We start from the raw sequence: 26035 nt of genomic DNA, 5'->3' as shown, positions 1-26035 counted from the left end.
TTCACCTTTTTGGAACCTGTACGCTTGCAGGATCATGAGCTTTAAAACATATGCTGATAGATATCAGCTTTCAAGACCTGTTGTGTTTGTTGTTTTGTTAAATAAATATCCAGTTGTTTGGCATCTTTGCTAATTTCATGGCTGCGAAAATGCAGCCCAATGCCTTCCTGATCAAAGAACCAGTCAGCCTGTCCCCAATACAGTTTTTTCGGCGCTTTCTGCTGAACTTGCTGATCGTTTTCTTTGAGCCATGTATCATAGGCTTGCTGAATAATCTGATCCATTACTAACTGTTGCTTAGGATCGACAATATCCAGTGGGGTTAGCATTTTCTGCTGGCGACGATCAGCCACAAAAAAATAATAGCGCTCATGCACGCTGACATTTTCCTGTTTGGTATCGACCCCAATCTGCATCAATACATATTGATTGCGTTGGTAAGGAATACGGGTATATAGCGATAACTCATAAGCCTTGTTCAGATTGAGCTGCGCCTGCCACGCATCCGATTTTTTTACATAGGCATTGATCGCCTGCTGTAAATTCATGTCCTGTTTCAAGCCGATTTGATCCTGAATCACTTTGGCCTGCTGCTTTTCAATCCATTGGTTCATCCATGGATCAACCGTATGCAAGGTCTGAATATCCAGATTGATACAGTTTTTATTTTCACAAAATGGCAAGGCAATTTTAGCCGGCTGCTCTTGAATATTCAGATAAGGCAAAACATCTGCGGTCTGCTGAGCTGCGGTCATTTTCTCATTTTGCGGAGTATTAACAGGCTCTTTTTCGCTTTGATCACAGCCACTCAGGACAAGACTTAAACCAATCACAGAACCGAGGACGACTTCCTTGCTGAGCTTCATTCTCTTTGCTATATCTATCGAGTTATTAATTGCTTAAATGTAGCATAAAATAAAACAGCTTCCGGAGAAGCTGTTTGATATTTTTAAACTTTAGCTGCGAAGCCTGAAATTTTAGTGTTCACGCGTATTGTGGAACACGATGTCCGGATAACGTTCTTGCATGAGCTGTAAATTCACTCGGCTTGGCGCAAGATAAGTTAAATGACCACCGCCATCGACAGACAACTGGTCATGGGCTTTTTTCTTGAATTCGTTGAATTTCTTCTCGTCATCACAAGATACCCAACGCACTGTGTTGATACTGACCGGTTCGTAAACACAATCCACCTTGTATTCTTCTTTCAGACGGTAAGCCACCACTTCAAACTGTAGCACACCCACCGCACCCACGATCAGGTCGTTGTTATTCTGCGGCATGAATACCTGGGTCGCGCCTTCTTCTGAAAGTTCTTTCAGACCTTTTTGCAACTGCTTGGATTTTAATGGATCCTTCAAGCGGACACGGCGGAACATTTCAGGCGCAAAGTGCGGAATACCGGTAAACTGAAGTTTCTCACCCGAGGTAAATGTATCACCGATCTGAATGGTGCCATGGTTATGCAGACCAATAATATCACCCGGCCAAGCTTCTTCCAGATGCTGACGATCGCCAGCCAGGAAAGTTAAGGCATCGCTGATGCGCACATCTTTGTCCAGACGCACATGCTTCATCTTCAAGCCTTTTTCATACTTGCCTGAACAGATCCGCATGAAAGCAATACGGTCACGGTGCTTCGGATCCATATTGGCCTGAATCTTGAAGACGAAACCGGTAAAGCCTTCTTCATCCGCTTCCACAACACGATCTTGGGTCGGATGGGCTTTAGGAGATGGCGCATATTGACTGAAAGCATCCAGAACATGGTCGACACCAAAATTACCCAAGGCTGTACCAAACAACACAGGCGTTTGACGACCCGCCAGAAATTCTTCGCGGTCTAAAGGCTCATTGGCCATTTGTACCAGTTCAAGCGATTCTTCAAATGCCGCCCAAGCCAGTTCACCCACTTTCTCACGAAGATCAGGATAGTCATAACCATCACGCACTTCGATCTCAGTAATCACTGAACCGAAACCGGCTTTATACACGTAGAATTTTTCTTCGATTAAATTAAATACACCGGCAAAATCACGGCCTGTACCGAGTGGCCAGGTGATCGGGACACATTTAATTTTTAGAACGTTTTCGATTTCATCCAGAAGCTCAAGCGGCTCACGGATTTCACGGTCCATTTTATTGACGAATGAAATGATCGGGGTATCGCGCATCCGACACACTTCCATTAGTTTAATGGTTCGGTCTTCGACACCTTTTGCCCCGTCAATCACCATCAGCGCCGAGTCTACCGCGGTTAGGGTACGGTAGGTATCTTCCGAGAAGTCTTCATGTCCCGGGGTGTCCAGAAGATTGATCATCTTGTCTTTGAAAGGGAACTGCATCACTGAGGTTGTGATCGAGATGCCACGTTCTTTTTCCATTTCCATCCAGTCTGATGTTGCGGCCCGGTCAGATTTACGGCTTTTTACCATCCCGGCCACCTGAATAGCCTGACCCCATAACAGCAATTTTTCTGTCATGGTAGTTTTACCGGCATCGGGGTGGGAAATAATAGCGAACGTACGTCGCTGGGCGACTTGTGCCGCCAGTTCTTGCTTAAAGCTCATGAAATACACCTACTGCTCAATGCACAGCATTCGAGATCAAATTCGATCAATATGAAAAAAATTGGCGATATTGTAGCAGAGTTTCAGGGTGGAGTTCCGTGAGCCATGTTGTCTATCTATCCTGACGCTCAATGAATTAGAGCGCTATTCATGGAATTGTAAGTTTTCTAGTCGTTGTTCATCTCCCGGCAAGCCCAGCAAAAAGCCTTGTAACTGTTCACAACCGAGCCGGGTTAAAATTTCTGCTTGCGCTTCTGTTTCAACACCTTCGGCGGTCACCACCAAGCCCAGTTTTATGGCCAGCTGAATAATGCTTTCCAGAATCATTTCTTCTTTGGAGCCGACTGCCAGATTTTTGATAAATTCCCGGTCAATTTTTAACTCATCTACGGCGAAATTCTTTAAATAGAGAAAACTTGAATGTCCCGTACCAAAATCATCAATGGCTAGACGGATGCCCATTTGTCTTAAACGCTTAAAGCTGCGCATACTCACATCAATATGATGCATGGCAGTCGATTCAGTAATCTCGATCATTAAATGCTGAGGACTGATTTTATATTGTGCAAATAACTTTTCTAAAGTACTAAATAGATGCTTATGTTCAAATTGCACCGCAGACAAATTGACCGCGATAGGGAAAAATTCAGTATGTGTATCTTGCCATTTTTGAATCTGCTGACAGGCCAGTTCCAATGCCCAATAGCCCATTTGAATAATCAGTCCGGTTTTTTCAGCCGCATTGATAAACAGATTCGGGCCGAGCAAACCAAACTGGGGATGGTTCCAGCGAATTAATGCCTCTACCCCACACAAGCTACGATCCTTGGTCCGAAACTTGGGCTGATAAAACAGCACAAACTGCTGCTCTTCCACGGCTTTATATAGGTCATTAATCAGGGTGCTTTGGCTTTTGCTTTCATCCTGGTCGGTAGAATAATTAAAGACTGAATAGGTATTGCGTCCCTGATACTTGGAACTCAGCATCGCGGCATCGGCATTGACCAGCAAATCCTGTAAATTTTTGCCGTGTTCGGGATACATGGCAATGCCAATACTGCCCGAGATATGAATACTCTTGCCTTCAATCAGGAAACTTTCCTGAATCAGTTCAAGAATCTGTTCTGACATTTTTGCAGCTTTGGCGACAGAGGTATTTTCCAGCACCAGCAGAAATTCATCCCCACCAATTCTGAGCAGCTTGGAATGATGACCCAATAACTGATGAATCCGTGTGGTCAACTGAATCAGCAACTGATCACCGACCAGATGGCCAAACACATCATTGACTGCCTTAAAACGATCCAGATCGATATATAAAAAAGCAATTTCATGCTGCTGTTCGGACTGACCTGAAAACAGCAGATTTGCATATTCAACCAGATACAAACGGTTAGGCAATTTGGTCAGATTGTCCTGAATGGTTTGATTTTCAATTTGTTGATTGGCCCATGCAAGCTGACGGTTGCGTAATCCCACACGCAGTTCGGACACGATGATACAAATCAGCGTTACCAGCAGCAATCCACTCATCAGTATCATGGCCAGAAATAGCTGATCATGTGCCTGAACTAATTCCGGTGACTGTTGCATATGGGCGGCAGTAAAATTGAATGACATCATGCTAATAGAGTGCATGCCAAAGATGCTGAGTGCGATCACACCTAATACGAGAACTGACCGGAAAAATGACCAAGTACTTCTGGTACTTAACCAGAGGATAAACATAGAGGCAATGCATATCACCAGAACAGACAGGAGCAGCATCCCCCAATCCAGCTCGTATTTATTCAGCACAAAACTTGCTGTCAGCCCAATAAAATGGATCAACCAGATGAATAGACCCAATAGCATGGCGGTTAGCATTAAATTGAAGGTTTTAAAGTTTGGCTGTGAAGCGCCTGAAGCAAATTTTTTAATCCGTGCGATGAGATAGCAAGCGACCAATGCAGAAAGAACGGACCCGATGAGCAGACCAATATCATGCTGAATATCAATCATATAAAATGTTCCCCAGCGGTGATCATTTTTATTATGCTCTGCACTGATATTTCCATTTTCACCCGGTCAAATTTGAGCTCAGTAAAATCTCAAGACTGACCATCTATGCAAGCCAATTGGTCTGCAACAACATCAGTCTTAACTAAAATTTAGAATTTATATTTCTTTCTTTTGAAGTTGAGAATTGCCCCAAAAATAAAACTCAACAGAAAAATAAAATACAACTTATATATTAGAAGTGTTTCAAATTTAAGCAAATATTTAGCTTCATTTTTTTAGCTCATTTATTCGATCACCATCACAATTTTTTTCTTTTTATTTAGACAGATGGCACTTCATAGCAAAATTTTATTTGGTCTTTTGTGCAGATTTGCAAAATAAAAAATAGCCTGTCGAAACAGGCTATTTTTATCAACGACCAATGAGGCTAAAACTTAGGGTTTTGCCTGTAATTTGGCATAGTCCAGTAACACATTTGCCGCTTCAATCACAAACGCTTCTTCTTCAGGCAGAGCCGGACGTTCTTTGGCCTTCATCTTGGCACGTGTTTCAATCAAGGCATCCAGCGAAGCCTGATAACTTTCCCAGTTTGGATAAGGTTTCAGACCTGTTGCAGCACGACGAGTATTTTCTGCGTCCAGCGTTTTTTGCTCCATGGCAATCAACTCAGCTTTACGCTGTTGTAAGTCCAGTACCTGACGTTTCTCTTCTTCGGCTTTCTTCATCACGGCTTTACGCTGTTCTAAATACTTGAACTGAGAATCCAGTGTGACCCTTTGCTGAGAAAGTTTAGCCAATTCAGGAACGTATTTCTGTACTGCACCTTCACGTTTAAATGGTGCCGTTGGAATGGTATCCCACTGCAAGGCATTTTTAGCCTTACGCTCACCAAACTCTTCGTTATAAATATCAACCAGTTTAATGTCCGGAATAACCCCTTTATTTTGGGTACTGCCACCGGTCACACGGTAGAATTTACGCTGCGTCAATGTCGCCTGACCATGCGCCAGACTATCCAGTTGTACCTGTGCTGTACCTTTACCGGTGGTGGTACTGCCAATCACAATCCCGCGCTCATAATCCTGAATCGCAGCTGAGTAAATTTCACTGGCCGATGCAGAGGCCAGATTCACCATCACTGCCAATGGACCAGCATAAGTTTGTGCACCGCCATCATCATCTTCAAAGACGCTGACATTGCCATTGCCATCACGGATCTGCACCACTGGACCAGACTTGATCACCTGCCCCAACATACGCGCCACTTCTTCCAGTGAACCACCTGGGTTATTCCGTAAATCGACAATAATCCCGGCAACATTCTTCGCTGCCAGCTCTTTCAAGGCTTTGTTGGTATCTTCAGACACCGAACGATAATCGGTACCGGCACGGCGTGCACGATAGTTCAGGTAGAACGATGGAATTTCGATCACACCATATTGATATTTCTTGCCATCGCGTTGAATGTCGACTACACGCGTACGTACACCGGCATCTTCTTCCTGAATCACATCGCGGGTAATGGTCACATTACGTGCCTGCCCCATGGCAGCACCCGCACCGAGTAAGCGTAAAGTCACTTTCGTGCCACGTTTACCACGAATCAGACCGACAATTTCATTACTTGGCCAGCCAATGACATCGACCATCTGCTCGCCGTCTTGTGCCACACCAATGATACGATCCCCTGATTTCACCTGACCAGATTTGCTGGCCGGACCACCTTCAACGATGGTTTCAATCTTGGTGTAATCTTCATTGCCACGTTCTGGACGAATCGATACGCCGACGCCTTCCAGCTGTAAAGTCGTCTGACGATTCAGCTCCATCGCATCCACAGGCGGGAAGTAATTACTGTGCGGATCATAAGTCAGCATCATCGCGTTCAGTGTCTTGTCGAGCACATCATCGCTCTTGATGCGGCTGAGACGTTCCAGCTGACGGGTATAACGCTTGGTTAAGGTTTGCGCAGGCGTCAGATCTTCAGGACCCGTCAGGTCTTGTCCATTCGCCAGTTCCGGATTGGCTTTCAGGGCTTTCTGCTTGGCCAATTCCTCTTCTTTACTGATGGTCAAATTGATCAGCTGAGACACCAGCATTTTCGACCAATGCGCGCGCTGTTCAGCCTCAGTTTTAAAGAACGGCGCTTTTTCACGATCCGTTTCGATATAAACATTCGGCTGATTCAGATTTTGCGGTTTTTTCAGTTCATTCAACATATAGGTGTAGAACTGGTGCAAGCGCTGTTGATATTGCGCATGCATTTCATAAGGGCCAGACAAATTGCCGGCTTTCAGATTGGCACCAAAATTGGCACCATAGCGTTTCTTATAGTTTTCAACTTCTGGGGCCAGAAACAGACTGTGTTCCGGATCAAGACTATCAATATAGAAATCAAAAATACGCTGGGAAGTCTGGGCATCCAGACGCATATTTAAATAGTGCTGACGGTCAACCAGGGTTGCCAGCTGACGTGACACCAGCGCCTGCTCTTGAGATGGCTGAATTGCTTTACTGACCACTTCATTACTATTGGCCGCAATCGCATCATTCACTACATGGGTAAAAAAGAATCCACCTGTCGCAATCGCAACTGCGCAAGCTATAGTTTGAAATTTCATAAATAATTCGTACTTCCTTGGCCTAGAGACCAATGTGACCGTGTTGCTTTTCGACCAGAATTTAACGTATTCAGCATCTTAAACAACTTAATATGTTTATGTCGTGTAGTTTTATCATATTCTGTGCTGACAAAGTGTAGCAAATCATTGCAGAATTCAGGTATTGTTTTCTCCGAAAACTCTAAAACGGATTCCGCATATGATTGGCGCATTGATGCTCGACATCGCAGGCACAACCCTCACTCAAGAAGATATTGAACTATTAAGTGCGCCGCAAGTCGGTGGAGTGATTTTATTTGGTCGCAATATCGAATCTCCCGCCCAAGTCCGTGCTTTGACCGATCATATGCGTCAGGTGCGTCCTGATATTTTAATTGCAGTGGATCAGGAAGGCGGTCGTGTACAGCGTTTAAGACAAGGCTTTACCCTGCTGCCTGCCATGGGGAAATTTGGCGAACTTTATACGAGCGATCCACAGCGTGCCCTTGAACTGGCTGAAAAATGCGGCTGGCTGATGGCGACTGAAGTACTGGCTGTCGGAATTGATTTCAGCTTTGCACCGGTACTGGACCTGAATGACATCAGTGATGTGATCGGTGATCGTAGCTTTGCCCAAAATATTCAGGACATTATTCCACTCGCCAGCGCATTTCTAAAAGGTATGAAACGTGCCGGCATGGCCTCAACCGGTAAACATTTCCCAGGTCATGGTTCGGTTAAAGCAGACTCGCATGTTGCTGCAGCAATTGATACGCGCTCCTATGCAGAAATCCAGCAAAAAGACATGCAAACATTTATCCAACTGCAACCACAACTGGATGCGCTGATGCCGGCTCATGTCATCTATAGTCAGGTCGATCCCAATCCGGCAGGCTTCTCTGAATTCTGGATTCAGAAAGTTTTACGTCAGGAGCTTGGTTTTGACGGTGTCCTGTTCTCGGATGATTTAAGCATGCAGGCCGCATGTGTCGCAGGCGGTGCCGATGCCCGAATTCAGGCCGCACTCAAAGCTGGTTGTGATATGGGTCTGGTCTGCAATGATCGTGCAGCACAATGTATTGCACTGGAAGGGATTGTTGATTTGCCCCTCCCGAACCAGCAACGCCTGGAACGCATGCGCGGCAACATCCCGAACATCCAGATTGGTGACGAACTGGATCTGGGTGAAGAATGGCGCGAGATCCGTGATGAAATACTGGCATTTAAACAGAAATCCAGCTAAAACTTTTTAAATCCAATCAATATGAAAAAGGGACACGACAAGGTGTTCCTTTTTCATTATAGTAATGAAAAGGTTACACTATTATTTAATCAACTTAAAAATAACAATAAGGTCAGAACAAATATGACAGACTCACTTTCGCAACATCGCCATATTTCTTTTACGGCGCACTATACCGGCTATATCTGGTATCAAATGGGAATCTCACATCCAGCCTTTGCTACATCCAAAGGCAAGTTTCTGGCCAAACTGCTTCATCCCCTTGAATCCTGGGCAGAACGCCATGTCGGCGGTAGCATGCGGACTACACTTAAGCAGCGCCATCAGATGATTGATGAGCATTTGTGTCAACTAATTGAGCAACATCCACAACTTCAGGTTCTTGAAATTGCCTGCGGACTATCTCCACGCAGCTGGAATTTCAGACAGAAATTCCCCGAGATTAATTATCGTGAACTGGACCTGCCGGATATGGCCAAGATCAAGACGCAGGCTTTACAGCAGATCGATCAGTATGCCCCTGAAGTCCTGACTGCCGATATTTTTAGTGAAGAACTGGACTGTATTTTTCAGATGTTTGACCGCAACCAGCCCTTAGTGGTCATTAGCGAAGGACTGATTAATTATTTTGATCAGCGTATGTTAGGTATTCTGATGCAAGGTATTACAGAAAATGCGCAGTATTTCCCGGCAGTTCACTATCTCAGCGATATTTATCCCGAACCGGTGAAAAATAAACTGGCGAATTTTATCTGGAGCAGTAGCCGTCTGCTTAAATTCATGTCTCGTAGTGCGTTCACCTTTCATTTTAAATCCCCCCAAGAACTGCAGCACTTTTTTCAAGATGCAGGATTTGACCAGGTTGAGGTACAACAACCACAACGTTATTTTGCCGAGCCTCGTCAGCCAAACCCGGCACCAGAACAAGATGAACATTTAGGTGATCTGGTCTGGATGATTCATGCAGTGAAAAAAAACAGCGTTTAAGCACGCTGTTTTTTATGGTGATGTTTTTTTAAATTGCTGTATCAAATACTTCAGTTTGTGAAAGTACTTTTTGCATTTGTACAAAGCGTAATAAGCGTTCTGCGACTTCAAAACTGCCATGTTTGAATAAGGCACGCAGCTGGGTGTCATCCTGTTCAAAGATCAGGCACTCAATCTGAAATTCCCCAACTTCATCTTCCAGATGCAAGGCCAGATCACGTGGATAAGCTGTTGCGCATACTGCCTGTTCTACATCTAACTCCAGCAATACCCCAAAGAAATTCATGTCCACGATCTCTGCTTTTAAAATGAGATCAGAATGACGATGACTGAGGAAACGCTGTGAATCTTGCACCTGAATCCGCTCTTCACCGCGACGTTCAAGCTGCTGTATCTGCTCAGGGCTAAACGGAATAATTCCCGGCAACTGATCGACCGGTTCATCACGTAAGAAGGTTGCAAACAGATGCATGGTTTCTTTACGACGTTGTAACTGCGGTACATGATCGGCGCCTGCAATTTGTACATACTGCATATTCGGACATTGCAGGGCAAAATTGGCATTCTCATGTGGCAAGGTAAAACTGTCATATTGCCCACATGCCACCAGCACTTTGCACTGTGGAATCGGCACATTGGTCAGACGCAATAAACGGTTGCAATTGATATCATAACGATCCTGTTCGGTGGCCGTAAATTCCGCCATCTGTTTAAAGAACAAACGCTTTGCAGTCGGTGACATCCGGGTTTCTGTTAAACGTGCATGATTCACCAGGTACAAAATGACGGCCTGACCAAATTCATCCATACGCTGTTCTTTCATTAGATGCAAAGACTCTTCCAGCAGCATTCGCCAGCTTTTACGGGTTTTCTGCATCACACCCATCAGGATCATCCGATCGACCAGTTCAGGACGCTGATCTGCCAAACAGGAAGCCACCACTGAACCCAAGGACATGCCTAGAATTGCCACTTGCGGCAGCTGCATCTGTTCCAGCCAGCGCCCCAGCATCGCAGCAAGGTCTTCAAGCTCCAGTGTTCCGGCAGACAGCCCCGTATCGACATTACTAATCTGCTGGTTGGCCCCCATGGACGGTAGGTCAATCAGAATGATGGGACCTGCATCAAAAAGCTGTTCTACACAGTATTTGTAGGAATTAAAATTCTGGAAAGCTCCCCCAATAATCACCATGGGTCTTAAATGTAAGGTATCCGGACGGGCGATCGCCATATATTCGATTTTCCAGCCGTCCATCCAGGTCGTACGTGGCGGCTGCTTAAAACTGTGCTTATCATAAAGATCAAAAAAACCATCGTGGCTATGTTGTTCCAATACATGGGTGTCCATGTGGATAATGGAATTCATATTCCTTTTCCTCCGTCCTTGCCTTATTTTTATTGTGCAAGTCATGCTTAACAGATCTTATATTTCAGGCACATTCCGGTGTGCCTGAACACGCATCCTGCTCTTTAATAATTATAAATGACATCAATGCCGCGTGTTTCATTCTATACAGAGCTGCTTTTCACAAGCAACCGCTTCAGTGACCACTTATCTGCTTTTAAACAGAAAACAATTTCAAAATGTTTAGAAGTCTGCGAAAACGGATGATTTTTAATAGATGGGCTTCATTGTGCAGCAGCAGGCTGTTAATATCGAAATGAAATTTCTAAGTGATCAAACCGCTATGCAAGAGTCTATTGAACAATACATGCAAACGGTAGGACAGCAGGCACGCCAAGCGTCTCGCATTTTGGCTCGCGCGTCCACCCAAACTAAAAATAATGCGTTATCCGCTATTTATACGGCTTTAGAAAATAGTCAAACTACTATTTTGGCTGCTAACCAGAAAGATATGACCAAGGCGCATAACAATAATCTGGACTCAGCCCTGCTTGATCGCTTAGAACTCAACCCCGCACGCTTTAAAGGTATGTTACAGGGCCTAAAAGATGTCATTGGCCTGAAAGATCCAATTGGTGAAATTAGTGATATGGCTTATCGCCCATCCGGGATTCAACTGGGCAAGATGCGTGTGCCTTTAGGTGTGGTCGGCATGATCTACGAGTCACGTCCTAACGTCACGTTGGAGGCGGCATCACTCGCGCTCAAATCAGGCAATGCCATTATTTTACGGGGCGGTTCAGAAGCTCTGGAATCGAATCAGGCAATTGCAGTCGCGATTCAGCATGGCCTGAAAGTCGCAGGCTTGCCTGAGGCTGCCGTACAGGTGGTAAATACGACTGACCGCGCTGCAGTGGGCCAGTTGATTACCATGACCGAATATGTGGATGTGATTGTGCCTCGTGGCGGCAAGAGCCTGATCGAACGGATTACCGAGGAAGCACGCGTACCGGTCATTAAACATTTAGATGGCAACTGTCATGTCTATGTAGAAGCACAAGCGGACTTGTTGAAAGCATTGCCTATTGCGCTCAATGCCAAAACCCATCGTTATGGCGTATGTAATGCCATGGAAACCCTGCTGGTTGATGAAAAAGTTGCTGAAGAATTCTTACCACGCATCGCAGAGCTATATCAAGAGAAAAAAGTTGAACTGCGTGGTTGCCGGGAAACCCAGCGTATTCTTGGAGATGCAGTCATTACGGCCACTGAAGAAGACTGGTATACCGAGTATCTGGGTCCGATTCTGGCGATCAAAGTTGTTTCTGGTATAGAAGAAGCCATTGAGCACATTAACAAATATGGCTCGCATCATACTGATTCTATTATTACGGAAAACTACAGTCTGGCACGCGAATTTCTGGCGGGTGTAGATTCAAGTTCGGTCATGATCAATGCCTCTACTCGTTTTGCAGATGGTTTTGAATATGGCTTAGGCGCAGAAATCGGGATTTCGACCGATAAAATCCATGCTCGTGGCCCAGTCGGTCTTGAAGGCCTGACTTCGCAGAAATGGATTGTCTTTGGTGATGGTCAGATTCGCCAATAAGTATTCAGATCGCTCATTTAAAACAGCCTCACTTATGAGGCTGTTTTTTTATGGACAGAAAAATTGACACTGAAATAGATGGATCAGAGCCTTCAGGTCATTTTATTAATGAATCTCTTTATAGAATTGTATTTAGAAACAATATTTGCCTTTTCAGGCGCTAAACTAAAAACCAATCTGTTCTAAAATTAAATTTAAGCAGAATTGAGTATTCTTATTGATTATATTTTCATCATCATTTTATTTATAAATGAAAACTATGAACTGATAAATTTTAGTTATTATTGTTAAATCGGTCGATAATGCTTAAGTCTAATCTGCTAAAGTCTATCTAGGACAGAAAAAAAACAAATGTTAAAACATATTCATTGATCTGGATTGCTGCTTCACTGTCCGCAATTGGGTCAAGCAAATGGACGAGAATTTTAATTAAAAATTGGGTAATCAATCGTGTCTAAATCAGTATTAGTTATTAATTGTGGCTCTTCTTCAATCAAGTTTGCATTACTTCTTGAGGAGCAGAATTTCCGTATTCATGGTTTAGCTGAGAACTTAGGCACAGAGAATGCTCGCATTAAAGGTGTGACAGTTGGCAATGAGCCGGTCGATATCCACATTCCATTTGCTGACCACAAAAAAGCACTCGAAGTCGGTCTGGAACGTCTAGCCAACTACCGTCCTGATGCGATCGGTCACCGTGTGGTACATGGGGGCAGCCTGACCAAGGCTGAACTGATCAATGACGAAATTATTGAAAAAATTCGTGAAGCAACACCGCTTGCGCCATTACACAATCCGGCTCATCTGATTGGCATTGAAGCTACCAAACGTTTATTCCCGGAATTACCACAGGTGGCGGTATTTGATACTGCCTTCCACCAAACCATGCCAGCGCATGCTTATCGTTATGCCCTGCCGAAATTCTTATATACCGCTCATGGTGTACGTCGCTATGGTTTCCACGGGACTAGTCATGCCTATGTTTCAGAGCGCGGTTCTGAACTGGCAGGCAGTTTCAAACAAGGTGGCTGGTTAACCGCGCATTTAGGTAATGGTAGCTCGACCTGTGCCGTTTGGAATGGGAAAAGTGTAGATACCTCAATGGGCTTAACCCCGCTTGAAGGCATTGTTATGGGCACACGCAGTGGCGATGTCGACCCAAGCCTGCATAGCTTCCTGGCGAAAAACCTGGGTTGGGATATTTATAAAATTGACAAGATGCTGAATAGCCAAAGTGGTCTTTTGGGCTTGTCTGACCTGTCGAATGACATGCGCACCCTGATTGAAGCCTCAGAGCAAGGCAATGAAGATGCCGCACTGGCGATTGAAGTATTCTGCTACCGTTTAGCTAAGTCTCTGGCAGCGTTGAGCTGTGGTCTGCCACGTCTTAATGGTCTGTTTTTCACTGGTGGCATTGGCGAAAACTCTGCATATATCCGTGAAAAGACCATGACTTACCTGCCTCATTTTGGTTTCAATCTGGATAAAAACGCCAACAATGAATTGAAACGCGGTACCGAAGGCCGAATCGATTCAGGCACAGGCCCACAAATCTGGGTAGTGCCAACAGATGAAGAAGGCCGTATCGCACAAGAAGTTCAAAGTGTTGTTGAACTTGAAGTGGAGCGCAATACTGCAAAAAAGTCTAAAGCTGAGGTAACGCCTGCATAAGCAGGCTTAGCCACTTTTTAACTGATTTTTATTATTCTGCGACTGACATAACTTATGAAAACAATTTTATTGGTTCCCACTGGGGAAGGCGTAGGCTTAACTTCTGCATGTTTGGGCCTGATTTATGCACTGGAATGCCAAGGGGTAAAAGCTGGTTTCCTGAAACCTTTTGCTCAGGAATTGAATGAAATCGAAGACCGCACCACGGCTTTGTATCGTCATATTTCTCAAAGTGAAACGGTGGAACCCATCCGTTATAGCAAAGTCTTGCAGCAGATCAATCTGGGTGAACAAGATGAATTGCTTGAAGAAGCGGTACGTTTGCATCGTCAAATTGCCAAACAGCATGACCTGATTATTGTCGAAGGTTTGTTGCCAAATACTCAGGACAGTTTTGCCGATGATTTGAATGCTTCACTGGCACAAGCCCTTGATGCCAAAGTTATTGTGGTCAGTAATGCCAATATTCAGCAGCCAAGCCAAACCGCAGACAAAGTTGAACATCAGCTGCGTAATTTTGGTGGCGCTAGCTCTACCCGCCTGGCAGGGATCATGTTGATGCGTACCAAAGGACTGCCTGAAGAATCTGCGCAGATTCCTGTCACGCTGAATCCGGATTTACGCCTTAAAACTGAAACCGCCGAATTTATTAGAGCTATTCAGCAGACGCATCCGCATATTGGTTCTGAAAAATTGCCAGTGATTGGCTTGGTGCCTTTCAGTAAAACCTTAAGTGTGCCACGCATGTCTGATCTGGCTGCCCATATTTCTGCTTACTGGATTAATGAAGGCGAAGCCAAACAGCGCCGTGTGCAACACAGTAGTCTGATTTCAGCCAATATTGAACATGAACTACATAAGTTTGTAGCTGGCGAATTAATTATTAGTGCCTCTGACCGGATTGATGTATTACTGGCAAGTAGTCTGGCCAGCAGTAATGGGATTCCTTTGGCCGGTCTGGTGCTGACTGAACATCAACAGCCAAATGATCATGTACTGGAATTCTGCCAGGCTGCCATCAAGCAAGGTTTACCGATTTTACATACACCACTCAGCACGTTTGAAACCGCACAAAAACTGGCAAATCTCAGCAATGAAATTCCAGTGGATGATACCGAACGTGCAGATCAGGTGACACGTTTTGTTTCAAGCCATATCAATCCGGAATGGCTGAATCAAATGTTGAATGGTTCTTATAAGCCACGTCTGTCACCTTCCGCTTTCCGTCATGAACTGGTACAGAAATCGATTGCTGCGAAAAAACGTATTGTACTGCCAGAGGGTGATGAACCGCGTACCGTACAGGCTGCGGCCATTTGTCAGGCGCGTGGTATTGCACAGTGTATTTTGCTGGCCAAGCCTGAAGCTGTGCTAGAAGTAGCCAAAGCTCGCGGTATTGAATTGCCTGAAGATCTGGAAATTCTTGATCCGGATCTGGTGCGTGAAAACTACATCGACAAGATGGTGGAGCTGCGTAAAGGCAAGCTCAACGAACTACAGGCCCGTGAACAACTGCAAGATACAGTAGTACTTGGCACCATGATGCTGGCGCTGGATCAGGTTGACGGTTTGGTGTCGGGTGCAGTGCATACCACGGCGAATACGGTACGTCCTGCTTTCCAGCTGATTAAGACTGCTCCGGATTACTCACTGGTATCTTCCGTATTCTTTATGCTGTTGCCAGATGAAGTCTATGTGTATGGTGACTGTGCGATCAATCCGGACCCTGATGCAGAACAGCTGGCCGAAATTGCAATCCAGTCCGCCGATTCTGCCAAAGCCTTTGGTATAGATCCACGCATTGCCATGATTTCCTATTCGACAGGAACTTCGGGTACTGGCGCTGATGTGGAAAAAGTCGCGGAAGCTACACGCATTGCCAAAGAACGTCGTCCTGACCTGTTGATTGATGGGCCATTACAATATGATGCAGCATCGGTGGAAAGCGTGGGGCGCCAAAAGGCACCTGATTCACAAGTGGCTGGACGTGCCAATGTATTTATTTTCCCGGATCTGAATACCGGTAACACGACCTATAAAGCGGTACAACGTGCTGCCAATGTAGTCAGTGTTGGACCAATGCTGCAAGGCTTGAATAAGCCGGTCAATGACCTGTCGCGTGGTGCCTTGGTCGATGACATCGTGTTTACCATTGCCTTAACCGCGATTCAGGCCGAGCAGCAAGAAGCTTAATACTTCTTGAATTTAAGTTTTCCAAACCATCTGATTGAAAAATCAGGTGGTTTTTTTATAAAAAAACACTCATAGCTTCAATAAATTCAGCACGCGATCATTATCTCGTTTTAATAAATGGCGGATTCAAGCGGCAAGTGCAACAGTATAAAAACCAGCCATAACTTCACTAGGCGTATACCAGCTTAGTGTTTTTCTAGGACGATGGTTGAGTGCAAATTCTATTTGCTCTATTTGTTCGTTTGACACGTCATCAAACGATGATGATTTTGGCAGATATTGACGGATTAAACCATTCGTATTTTCATTTCTTGCTCGCTGAATAGACTTATAGGGATCAGCAAAATACGTATCTATGCCGGCATCAGTAATTCTTTTGTGTTCGGAAAATTCCTTGCCATTATCAAAAGTCACACTGTAAGCATGGCTGATCCGTAAACGATCTAATGCACAAGTAATTGTTTTAGGGGAAGTTCTCGTCTTTCCTAAGTGAACAATATGTACGTACAGGCTCTTTCGATCAACGAGGGTTAATAATGCACCTTTATGATGTTTAGCAATCACCGTGTCACCTTCGAAATCTCCTAAACGTTGTCGTTGATCAATGACCTCATCACGACAATGAATACTTGTTTTATCAATAATTCGCCCTCTACGATCCGTGTTTTTGTAACCTCGTTTTCGATATTTCTTCTGGTGCCTTAGGTGTAGATGGAGTTTACCGCCTTTTGATTTATCTTGATAAATGTACTGGTAAATCCATTCATGTGAAGGTACATCCAGCCAACCGCGTTGTGTTAAAGCACCTGAAATTTGCTCTGGTGACCAGTCCAGGCCAATCAGATAATCAATATAGGCGAAGGCAAACGCTGTCATGGGTGATGAAGGACGGTACCGTCTTTGACTTGCAAATTTCGCTGCCTGTTGAGCTCTATATCCACGTTGCCCAGTATTTCTTTTTAATTCACGGTAGATGGTTGATCGTGAACGCCCTAACTCCCGAGCAAGGGTAGCGATTGAACTTTTACTTTTCAAAGTAGCATAAATTTCGTATCTTTCATCTTGAGAAAGTTGGGTGTATTTCTTCATTGTGTGCTTTCCAATTGCGAGTTGAAAAAGTCTAATGATGCTATGAATACACCTAACTTTTTCAACTAAGTACAAATATGTCGCACTTGGGATTTGAATCTGCGAACAATAAAAATGCCAGTCTTTCGAACTGGCATTTTCAACGGTTACTCATAAAGTCTGTGACATAAAAAATTAAGCTGAAGCAGCCCTGCTTTTCAGTCCACTAACTTTAATTTCTTATAAGGTAGTCCACTCTTTACGTACCTCTTCCGCAGTTTTATTGAGCACGACGCTATCGTCTTTGATTTCACTTACCCAACTCAAGGGAATCAGATGATGCTCATTATTTTCATCATCACTTCTTGTTAATTTAATTGAATCCTGACCTTCTAAATGGTCCACCTTCCCGACTTGAGTACCACATGAAGCAATGACTGAAGCATGTTCTTTAATATCACTTGCATTAAAATTGTTCATTCTACTTGCCTGTTTCTAGAAGTTGAGAGAAACAGTCTAAGCAATAAAAAATGCCGCATGTGTAAGGGTTTTCAGGCTTTGAGTTTTTCTGGGTTAAAAATGTAAATGGTCAACATGGCTTGAGTAAGCTATAGGAGAGATGCTTTTTAAATTTGAGTTTTCAAATATTTTTATAACTGGATTTGAAGATTCGAAGATTTGAAGATTCGAAGATTTGAAGATTTGAAGATTTGAAGATTTGAAGATTTGAAGATTTGAAGATTTGAAGATTTGAAGATTTGAAGATTTGAAGATTTGAAGATTTGAAGATTTGAAGATTTGAAGATTTGAAGATTTGAAGATTTGAAGATAGGTTAATTTTTTATGTCTTAAAATAAAAAAGAAGATAAAGCTTAGGCTTGATCTTCTTTCTGACCGTACATCCAAGTTGCAGCGATATATACACAAAAACCAGCTGCCATCAAAATACCTGTAACCATTGTTAGGATCTCCCGTTTCAATAGCTGCATTATGTAAAAGTTTTATGACAGTTATATGACAATCTGGTTTTTTGTTAAATTTAAAATAATTAATAAAATTCAATCGCTTAATACGGAATAAGCAAAATTATGCGTATTTTTTATCTGAAATATGACATTGAATATGACAACTTGCTATCATATTTGACCCATTGAATAGCTAAAGTGCTTGCTCAGATTGCTTAAACTATAAACTTTCGGCCAATGCTCGCCCAAAATGCCCACAACCCGATTCTTTTGTCTTATAATTTAGCCCGCTAGCTATCAGCCCGCTCAAGAGATATTTGTATGACAACTATTATCAAGCAAGATGACTTGATCACATCGGTTAAAGATGCGCTTCAGTTCATTTCTTACTATCACCCACAAGACTTTATCCAAGCGATGAGCCGTGCGTATGATCGTGAAGAGAACAAAGCTGCTAAAGATGCGATCGCACAAATCTTAATTAACTCACGCATGTGTGCAGAAGGCCACCGCCCAATCTGTCAAGATACCGGTATCGTCAACGTATTTGTTGAAGTGGGCATGGACGTTAAATTCGATTTAACCATGAGTTTGGATGATGCAATCAATGAAGGCGTACGTCAGGGTTATTTAGAAAACTCGAACGTGCTTCGCGCATCAGTTCTGGCTGATCCTGCATTTGGTCGTAAGAACACCAAAGACAACACTCCTGCCGTGATTTACCACAAGCTTGTGCCTGGTAATAAAGTAGATATCACTGTGGCAGCCAAAGGTGGCGGTTCAGAAAACAAATCTAAACTAGCAATGTTAAACCCATCTGATTCAATCGTGGATTGGGTACTGAAAACTGTTCCAACCATGGGTGCAGGCTGGTGTCCACCAGGTATGCTGGGAATCGGGATCGGTGGTACTGCTGAAAAAGCCATGATGCTTGCCAAAGAAGCATTGATGGAAGAGATCAACATGGACGAATTGCTTCGTCGTGGTCCACAAAGCAAAATGGAAGAGCTTCGTATCGAAATCTTCGAAAAAGTAAATGCTTTGGGTATTGGTGCACAAGGTCTTGGCGGTTTAACCACTGTACTTGATATTAAAATCAAAGATTATCCATGTCATGCTGCAGGTAAACCAGTTGGTATGATCCCGAACTGTGCTGCGACTCGTCATGCACACTTCCAGTTAGATGGTACAGGTGTTGCACATATTCAAGCACCTAAACTTGAAGACTACCCTGCTGTGACTTGGGATTCTTCATCTTCTAAACGTGTTGACCTTGACACGATTACCCAAGAAGAAATGAATAGCTGGAAACCAGGCGATACACTTCTTCTTAACGGTACAATCTATACAGGTCGTGATGCTGCACACAAACGTATGGTCGACATGCTGAACAACGGTGAAGAACTTCCTGTTGATCTGAAAGGCAAGTTTATCTACTACGTTGGCCCTGTTGATCCAGTCGGCGACGAAGTTGTAGGCCCTGCTGGCCCAACAACGGCTACGCGTATGGATAAATTTACGCGTCAAGTTCTTGAAGCAACTGGCATGTTCGGCATGATCGGTAAAGCAGACCGTGGTCCTGCTGCCGTTGAAGCCATTAAAGACAACCAGGCAACTTACCTGATGGCTGTCGGTGGTGCTGCTTACCTCGTGTCTAAAGCTATTCGCGAAGCTGAAGTGGTTGCCTTTGCTGACCTAGGTATGGAAGCAATTTACAAGTTTGTGGTAAAAGATATGCCGGTATCTGTAGCGGTTGATGTGAATGGTACTTCTATTCACGCGACTGCACCTAAAATCTGGCAAGCAAAAATTGGTAAGATTCCAGTAGTTGACGCTGCTGCGGGCTAATTAAATCTGTATAAAAAAGCACCCATTCAGGGTAATGCCAGTCAGTTAAGCAGACATTAGAAAAATGTAGTAAAAATGAGTGTATGCCAATACGCTCATTTTTTTTATGACTTTATCTGAAAATTTAGATTGCACCCTTCAACATTCTTTGCCTTCACTCAGCCATTTCAGTGAACTCATTGATTTAAACTGGATTAAAGAAAGCCTACATCAAACAGGTAAGGCTTCTATCAGGAGAAGAAAATTACCTGCCGAACATGTGGTATGGCTGGTAATTGGGCTTGCCCTATTTCGAGATCAACCGATCGGGTATGTCGTAGAGCAACTAAAACTTGTGTTTGGTACAACAGAATATTGTGTCCCCAGTGCAGCAGTGCAAGCACGACAACGTTTAGGACGAGAGCCCTTGAATACCTTGTTTTCTCTACTCAGCCAAGCCTGGTTTGAAGAATCCCAACAGCAATACTCAAACTTTCATGGCCTTAGTGTATGTGCTGTTGACGGGGTGGTTTGGTCTATGCCTTATACAGACGAGAATTTTGAACACTTTGGCTCATCTAAGGGTAAAACCGCTGCAGCCCCTTATCCACAAGTGAGAGCAACCTGCCTGGTAAATACCAGCACCCATGAAATCATTGATGCCCAAATAGGTAGCATGGATCAGGGTGAACTTACACTGGCAAATCGATTATGTCCTCCATCGCATAGTATTACCTTGTTTGATCGAGCCTATTTCTCTGCTGATTTCTTGATTGACTGGCAAACACGAGTAGAAGCCAGTCATTGGTTAATGAGAGCAAAAGATAATTTACGCTATGAGATCATTAAACGTAATTCCCCGCATGACTTTCAAATCAAAATGCCTCTTTCAGCTAGAGCCAGGAAGCTAAATCCATCATTAGGAGAATATTGGGAAGCGCGTTTGATTGAAGTTGAGCAGGCAGGGAAAATTAGACGTTATATCACTTCATTAATGGATTCAAAGGCATATCCACTGATAGGCTTGGCGAAGCTTTATGCCCAGCGCTGGGAAATAGAAATGTGTTACCGAGAAATCAAAAGTGATTTACAGGAAGGTAAGCATTTGAGGAGCAAGCAACCTGATTTAATTTATCAAGAATTATGGGGGGTCTTCATTGCCTATAATATTCTAAGAAGACAAATGAAACATATGGCTCAACGTGCAAAAGTCAGTCCTTTGAGAATCAGCTTTCATATTGCCTCTATCAGCATCCTGAATATATTAAGATTTGATTCTTTAGACTCCGCAGGGAATTTACCTAAACATCTAGAAAGTTTACTGGAGAAATCGAGGAGGTATGTTTTGCCTGAGAGAAGGGTTAGAAGTTGCCCACGAGTTGTGAAAGGAAAACCGCAGAAATACCCAAGAAAATGCCAGTCAATTTCTTAACTGACTGGCATTACCCATTCAGGGTGCTTTTTTATTATATTTTCTCAATAAAATGTCAATTACCAAGTCCGTGGATCCCAAATTTTAAAAGGTGCTTTTAGCTGTACATCCAATGATGGATCATAAGCAGTCGGTTCAATTTTTTGGGCTTTTTTACGAATCTGGCCAGTTTCCTGATCTTGTGCCACGAAGTTAAAACTGTCTGATTTTAGCTGAGTAAAAGCAATTTCATTGAGACCAACTTTTTCCGGCATCAGCATGAGTGGCCCTGAAACACTCCGGCGTGTACTGATATTCTCTTCATCATATTTAATAAAATAAGACTGTCCCGCTTCGACAGTAAAATCCAGATATTTAGGTTTCTGGAAATGCAGCGCGCCTAGCGGTCGACTGGTACTCAAACGATAGGTCCCTGCAGGCACTTCAATCCAGTAATAATGGTTGTGCAATAAGCTTGGAATATGTTCTTGATTGATAAACAGGCTGGCAGCGACAATTTCCTGACGATTCCATTTAGAATCGGGCCGGTATAAATACACGATGGCGGCTTCATCATGCTGCGGTTTCACCGTCTGAAACTGGTTGCCCTGCTTTTGATTGACCCAACCGCCAATGGTGAACATGCCGATACGATGCTGCTCGACAAAGCCCGGTTTTTTTTCAAGATCGATATTTTTTAAAGTGCTGAGTGGCTGTGTAGGCTCAACGACGGCTTTCTTACCATGACACCCCAGCAATGCCAAACTGCTGATGAGTACAATTGCGACTCCACGCATGCTTATCCCTCACTGCGTCTTTATTCTTTTGTATGCAAGTGCTTTGCGATTTGTTTTTTATAAGTTTTAGGCATCCACGCCTAGTGAATCAGATTAACACCGAGCTTTATTTTTGGAAATAAAAAACGTGCGAAAACACGGAGTTTTCGCACGTTTCGGACGAATAGCAATTAAGCAGATTTGCTATTTACGACCTTTAAATCTATTTTTGTTGCTGTCTCTTGCTGATCATGTGGCTGACGCTCGGCACGGTATTCCGGCTCTGCTTCACCTTTAATCACAGCTTCATTGATGACGACAGTGCCGACATCGCTACGGCTTGGCAAGTCATACATTGTTTCCAGCAATGAATTTTCTAGGATCGAACGTAAACCACGCGCGCCTGTATTACGCTCAACTGCTTTCTTAGCCACTGCGCGTAATGCCGATTCTTCAAAAACCAGATCCACATCTTCCATATCAAACAGATGTTGATACTGACGGGTCAAAGCGTTCTTCGGCTCAGTCAGAATCTGCATCAGTGCTTCTTCATCCAACTCGTCTAAAGTGGCAATCACTGGCAAACGACCAATAAATTCTGGAATCAAACCAAATTTTACCAGATCAGTTGCTTCAACTTGACGGAACAAGTCAGACAGCTTCTTGGTTTCATCTTTTTTACGCACTTCTGCAGTAAAGCCGATGCCACCTTTTTCCTGACGTTGCTGTACAATTTTCTCAAGTCCTGAGAATGCACCACCACAGATAAACAGGATATTCGAGGTATCAATCTGAATGAATTCTTGCTGCGGATGCTTACGTCCACCTTGTGGCGGAATTGATGCAACCGTACCTTCAATCATTTTCAATAATGCTTGCTGAACACCTTCACCCGATACATCACGCGTGATGGATGGGTTTTCAGACTTGCGGGTAATCTTGTCGATCTCGTCGATATAGATAATGCCCTTTTGCGCTTTTTCGACATCGTAATCGGCTTTTTGCAGTAGCTTCTGTACGATGTTTTCTACATCTTCACCCACATAACCGGCTTCGGTCAGTGTCGTTGCATCTGCCATGGCAAATGGAACATCAAGAAGACGTGCCAGCGTTTGTGCAAGCAAGGTTTTGCCCGATCCTGTCGGACCAACCAACATAATATTACTTTTTGAAAGCTCGACTGAATCATCAGCTTTCTTGCCATTATTTTGCACTTTCAAGCGCTTGTAATGGTTATAAACCGCAACTGACAAGGTTTTTTTCGCGACGTCCTGACCAATCACATATTGATCCAAGGCCGCACGAATTTCATGCGGTTTCGGCAAAGGACGATTGGCCCAGTCATTGGTTTCCACCTGCTGACTGGTTTGAACCAAATCTAAGCATACGTCCACACATTCGTTACAAATGTATGCGTCCTCGCCTGCAATCAGCTTCCCGACTTCAGACTGCGTTTTACCGCAAAATGAACAATGCTTTTGTCCTTGAGGATGTTCGGACATATTTACTCCACTATCTCAATCTTTAAAACTTATGGACGTTTAGTTAAAACTTCGTCCACAAGACCGTATTCTTTCGCTTGCTGAGCAGTCATAAAGTTGTCACGGTCTGTATCACGTGCAACTTTCTCGTAATCCTGACCGCTGTGTTCAGCCATTAAACGGTTTAAACGTTCTTTAATAAACAGGATTTCACGTGCATGAATTTCAATATCTGAAGCCTGACCACGGAAACCACCCAATGGCTGGTGAATCATGACACGGGCATTTTCAAGGCAATAACGCTTGCCTTTGGTGCCAGCATTCAGCAGGAACGCACCCATTGATGCTGCCTGACCCATGCAGTACGTTACGACATCAGGTTTGATAAACTGCATGGTGTCATAAATCGCCATACCCGCAGTTACCGAACCGCCTGGTGAATTGATATATAGATGAATATCTTTATCTGGATTTTCCGCCTCTAAAAACAACATTTGCGCAACGATCAGGTTCGCCATGTTGTCTTCAACTTCGCCCGTCATAAAAATTACACGTTCACGCAAAAGGCGTGAATAAATATCAAAAGAACGCTCACCACGAGAGGATTGTTCTACCACCATTGGCACTAAAGCGTTTTCAATCGTTGGAACATACATACGTTTATTTATTCCTAAATTTTTTGTGACCTAACCCATAATCACAATATGAGGGATAATCACTGAAATTGCAAAAAATTCGCCAACAAATCCATTATATTTTTTGCATTAGTTTTGTGAAAAACAGAAATGCTTTTTTCAGGCATCAATATGAAAAAAAGGCGCATTAAGCGCCTTTTTTATCGAAAGCTAAATTAGCCTTGTTGACGAGCTTGCTGCTCTTTCAATAAGTCTTCATAGCTTACAGTCGCATCAGTTACTTTAGCAGAAGCCAAAATGTAATCAACAACTTGGTCTTCTAGTACAACTGCTTCGATTTGAGCACGTTGTTGCGCATCGTTTTTGAAGTATTCGATCACTTCATTTGGATCTTCATAAGAAGAAGCCATGTCTTCGATGTATGCTTCAACACGTGCAGCATCTACTTCGATTTTCGCATCAGCTAAAACACGGCTTACAAGTACGCCAAGTTTTACAGATTTTTCAGCTTGTTCTTTGAACAATTCATCTGGAAGCATGCTTGAATCAAATGCTTTCGCACCTTGAGCACCAAACTGCTGTGTGAACTGCTGAATCATCTGTTGACGTTGACGGTCAATTTCTTGAGCAAGCATAGCAGCTGGAAGTTCAACTTCGTTTGCAGCAACTAATGCATCAAAAGTCGCGCCTTTAACCTGGTTGCGAAGGCCGTTCTTCACTTCACGTTCCATGTTTTTACGAACGTCAGCTTTTAACTTCTCAACGCCTTCTTCTTCAGATACACCGAAGATTTTCAGGAATTCAGCATCGATTTCTGGAAGTTTTTGTTTTTCAACAAGCTTCACAGTGATTTTGAATTGAGCTTGTTTACCAGCAAGGTTTTCAGCTTGGTAGTCTTCAGGGAAAGTTACATCAATCACTTTCTCTTCGCCTTTCTTCATACCAACGATACCGTCTTCGAAGCCAGGGATCATACGACCAGAACCTAGAACAAGTTTGAAGTCTTCCGCAGAACCACCTTCAAATTTTTCGCCGTCGATTGAACCTTCGAAATCAAAAGTTACTTGCATGTCTTTTTTAGCCATGCCTTTTGTTTCAGCCCAAGCAGCACGTTGTTTTTGAAGATTTTCAATCATCTTCTCAACATCTTTGTCATTTACTTCAGCTGCTTTACGCTCAACTTCCAAGCCGTCGAATTTCACTTCGATTTCTGGATAAACTTCAACAGTCGCTGTATATACCAGCGCGTCGTCTTTCATTTCAGTTTTTTCGATGTTTGGCATGCCCACAGCATTGATTTTTTCTTGCTGGATCGCTTCGAAAACTGTGTCACGAATAATATCGTTTACTACTTCTTGGTAGATACCCGCGCCGTATTCACGACGAACTACGTTTACAGGCACTTTACCTGGACGGAAGCCGTTGATCTTCGCAGTTTTAGCAGTGCGTTTTAAACGAGCTTCAAATTGCTCATTAATACGGCTCGTCGGTACAGAAACATTTAAACGACGGGCAACGCCCGAAACCGCTTCAGAAGTTACTTGCATGGCTTCCTCTATATATTAGGTTATAACAGGTTTATAAAAATGTGCCACATTATATGACAACATTTAAGGATATACAAAAAATACGCGCGAGTCCCAGTTTTTAAGC

Annotated in this window: 18 protein-coding genes; 7 read left to right on the top strand and 11 right to left on the bottom strand. The window is 43.5% G+C overall.

Translation table 11 applies throughout. The features are described from left to right. Positions 1-41: 41 nt before the first annotated feature. The 4 genes from F893_RS04865 to F893_RS04850 form a co-directional block, all read right to left on the bottom strand. The gene (locus F893_RS04865; RefSeq protein ID WP_005250706.1) at positions 42-866 is read right to left on the bottom strand and encodes a hypothetical protein; all 825 of its coding nucleotides are present in this window, start codon (positions 864-866) and stop codon (positions 42-44) included. Positions 867-977: 111 nt separating this feature from the next. Then, positions 978-2570: a peptide chain release factor 3 gene (locus F893_RS04860; protein ID WP_004647433.1), complete on the bottom strand. Its 1593-nt coding sequence runs from the start codon at positions 2568-2570 to the stop codon at positions 978-980. 144 nt (positions 2571-2714) lie between these two features. Then, positions 2715-4571, bottom strand: a complete 1857-nt coding sequence (locus F893_RS04855; RefSeq protein ID WP_005250704.1) for a putative bifunctional diguanylate cyclase/phosphodiesterase — start codon at positions 4569-4571, stop codon at positions 2715-2717. Positions 4572-5005: 434 nt separating this feature from the next. Continuing rightward, on the bottom strand, positions 5006-7192 hold the full coding sequence (locus F893_RS04850; RefSeq protein ID WP_005250702.1) for a carboxy terminal-processing peptidase: 2187 nt from the start codon (positions 7190-7192) through the stop codon (positions 5006-5008). Between the two features lie 199 nt (positions 7193-7391). On the opposite strand from F893_RS04850, the gene nagZ reads away from it, so the two are divergent. Both nagZ and F893_RS04840 read left to right on the top strand, forming a co-directional pair. Beyond that, entirely contained in the window at positions 7392-8414 is a 1023-nt protein-coding gene (gene nagZ / locus F893_RS04845; RefSeq protein WP_005250700.1) for a beta-N-acetylhexosaminidase, read from the top strand. A 123-nt stretch (positions 8415-8537) separates the two neighbouring features. After that, a complete protein-coding gene (locus F893_RS04840; RefSeq protein WP_005250698.1) occupies positions 8538-9401 on the top strand; it encodes a class I SAM-dependent methyltransferase in 864 nt (287 codons plus the stop codon). A 28-nt stretch (positions 9402-9429) separates the two neighbouring features. On the opposite strand, the gene F893_RS04835 is transcribed toward F893_RS04840, so the two are convergent. After that, positions 9430-10767 (bottom strand): alpha/beta fold hydrolase, encoded by a 1338-nt coding sequence (locus tag F893_RS04835; RefSeq protein ID WP_005250696.1) that lies wholly within the window; start codon positions 10765-10767, stop codon positions 9430-9432. A 322-nt stretch (positions 10768-11089) separates the two neighbouring features. Here F893_RS04835 and F893_RS04830 point away from each other — a divergent pair, with 322 nt between their 5' ends. The 3 genes from F893_RS04830 (at position 11090) to pta (ending at position 16219) form a co-directional block, all read left to right on the top strand. After that, positions 11090-12355 carry a glutamate-5-semialdehyde dehydrogenase gene (locus F893_RS04830; protein ID WP_034435911.1) on the top strand — a complete coding sequence of 422 codons (1266 nt, stop codon included), beginning with the start codon at positions 11090-11092 and terminating at the stop codon, positions 12353-12355. Between the two features lie 450 nt (positions 12356-12805). Next, the gene (locus F893_RS04825; RefSeq protein WP_004729551.1) at positions 12806-14026 is read left to right on the top strand and encodes an acetate/propionate family kinase; all 1221 of its coding nucleotides are present in this window, start codon (positions 12806-12808) and stop codon (positions 14024-14026) included. Between the two features lie 54 nt (positions 14027-14080). Next, entirely contained in the window at positions 14081-16219 is a 2139-nt protein-coding gene (gene pta, locus F893_RS04820; RefSeq protein ID WP_005250692.1) for a phosphate acetyltransferase, read from the top strand. A 126-nt stretch (positions 16220-16345) separates the two neighbouring features. Here pta and F893_RS04815 read toward each other — a convergent pair whose 3' ends face one another. Further along, entirely contained in the window at positions 16346-17308 is a 963-nt protein-coding gene (locus F893_RS04815) for an IS30 family transposase (RefSeq protein ID WP_005250690.1), read from the bottom strand. A gap of 219 nt (positions 17309-17527) precedes the next feature. After that, complete coding sequence (locus F893_RS04810) at positions 17528-17767, bottom strand: DUF2171 domain-containing protein (protein WP_004729548.1); 240 nt, start codon at positions 17765-17767, stop codon at positions 17528-17530. 806 nt (positions 17768-18573) lie between these two features. Here F893_RS04810 and F893_RS04805 point away from each other — a divergent pair. Together F893_RS04805 and F893_RS04800 are read left to right on the top strand one after the other, a co-directional pair. Beyond that, positions 18574-20100, top strand: coding sequence for a fumarate hydratase (locus tag F893_RS04805; protein WP_004278405.1), 1527 nt, complete (start codon positions 18574-18576; stop codon positions 20098-20100). Between the two features lie 106 nt (positions 20101-20206). Then, positions 20207-21511, top strand: a complete 1305-nt coding sequence (locus F893_RS04800; RefSeq protein ID WP_005104965.1) for an IS4 family transposase — start codon at positions 20207-20209, stop codon at positions 21509-21511. Between the two features lie 59 nt (positions 21512-21570). Here the strand turns inward: F893_RS04800 and F893_RS04795 are convergent, their stop codons facing one another. From F893_RS04795 to tig, 4 genes are all read right to left on the bottom strand, one after another. After that, the gene (locus F893_RS04795; RefSeq protein ID WP_004278406.1) at positions 21571-22287 is read right to left on the bottom strand and encodes a DUF2846 domain-containing protein; all 717 of its coding nucleotides are present in this window, start codon (positions 22285-22287) and stop codon (positions 21571-21573) included. A gap of 170 nt (positions 22288-22457) precedes the next feature. Beyond that, entirely contained in the window at positions 22458-23768 is a 1311-nt protein-coding gene (clpX, locus tag F893_RS04790; RefSeq protein WP_004278407.1) for an ATP-dependent protease ATP-binding subunit ClpX, read from the bottom strand. Positions 23769-23797: 29 nt separating this feature from the next. Then, positions 23798-24403, bottom strand: a complete 606-nt coding sequence (gene clpP / locus F893_RS04785; RefSeq protein ID WP_004647427.1) for an ATP-dependent Clp endopeptidase proteolytic subunit ClpP — start codon at positions 24401-24403, stop codon at positions 23798-23800. 194 nt (positions 24404-24597) lie between these two features. After that, the gene (gene tig, locus F893_RS04780) at positions 24598-25929 is read right to left on the bottom strand and encodes a trigger factor (protein WP_004647426.1); all 1332 of its coding nucleotides are present in this window, start codon (positions 25927-25929) and stop codon (positions 24598-24600) included. Between the last annotated feature and the right edge of the window lie 106 nt (positions 25930-26035).

Origin of the sequence: Acinetobacter sp. CIP 102136, assembly GCF_000369685.1 — a bacterium.
Taxonomy (GTDB): domain Bacteria; phylum Pseudomonadota; class Gammaproteobacteria; order Pseudomonadales; family Moraxellaceae; genus Acinetobacter; species Acinetobacter fasciculus.
This window is presented reverse-complemented; position numbering and strand designations above follow the sequence as displayed.